We start from the raw sequence: 235 nt of genomic DNA, 5'->3' as shown, positions 1-235 counted from the left end.
TGCCTGGAGCGATGTTGAAACCGGGTACATGGGCCTTGATGGCACTCAACAGTTCATCCCGGCTGAAAGGCTTGGTCAAAAATTGATCAGAGCCCACTATTCGTCCCTTGGCTTTATCAAACAGCCCGTCTTTGGACGACAGCATAATGACCGGCGTCAAGTTGAACGCCCGGTTGTTTTTGATCAACGCGCAGGTCTGATAACCGTCCAGACGCGGCATCATGATGTCGACAAA

The 235-nt window shown here is 51.5% G+C and carries 1 protein-coding gene; it reads right to left on the bottom strand.

The window, feature by feature from the left end; genetic code table 11:
• On the bottom strand, positions 1 to 235 hold a 235-nt coding region (locus tag GHO25_RS26010), incomplete at both ends, for a response regulator transcription factor (protein WP_153393501.1).

Source organism: Pseudomonas sp. FSL R10-1350 (assembly GCF_009600525.1).
Classification (GTDB): Bacteria; Pseudomonadota; Gammaproteobacteria; order Pseudomonadales; family Pseudomonadaceae; genus Aquipseudomonas; species Aquipseudomonas helleri.
Note: the sequence above shows the minus strand (reverse complement) of the source record. Positions and strands in the feature narration are given on the sequence as shown.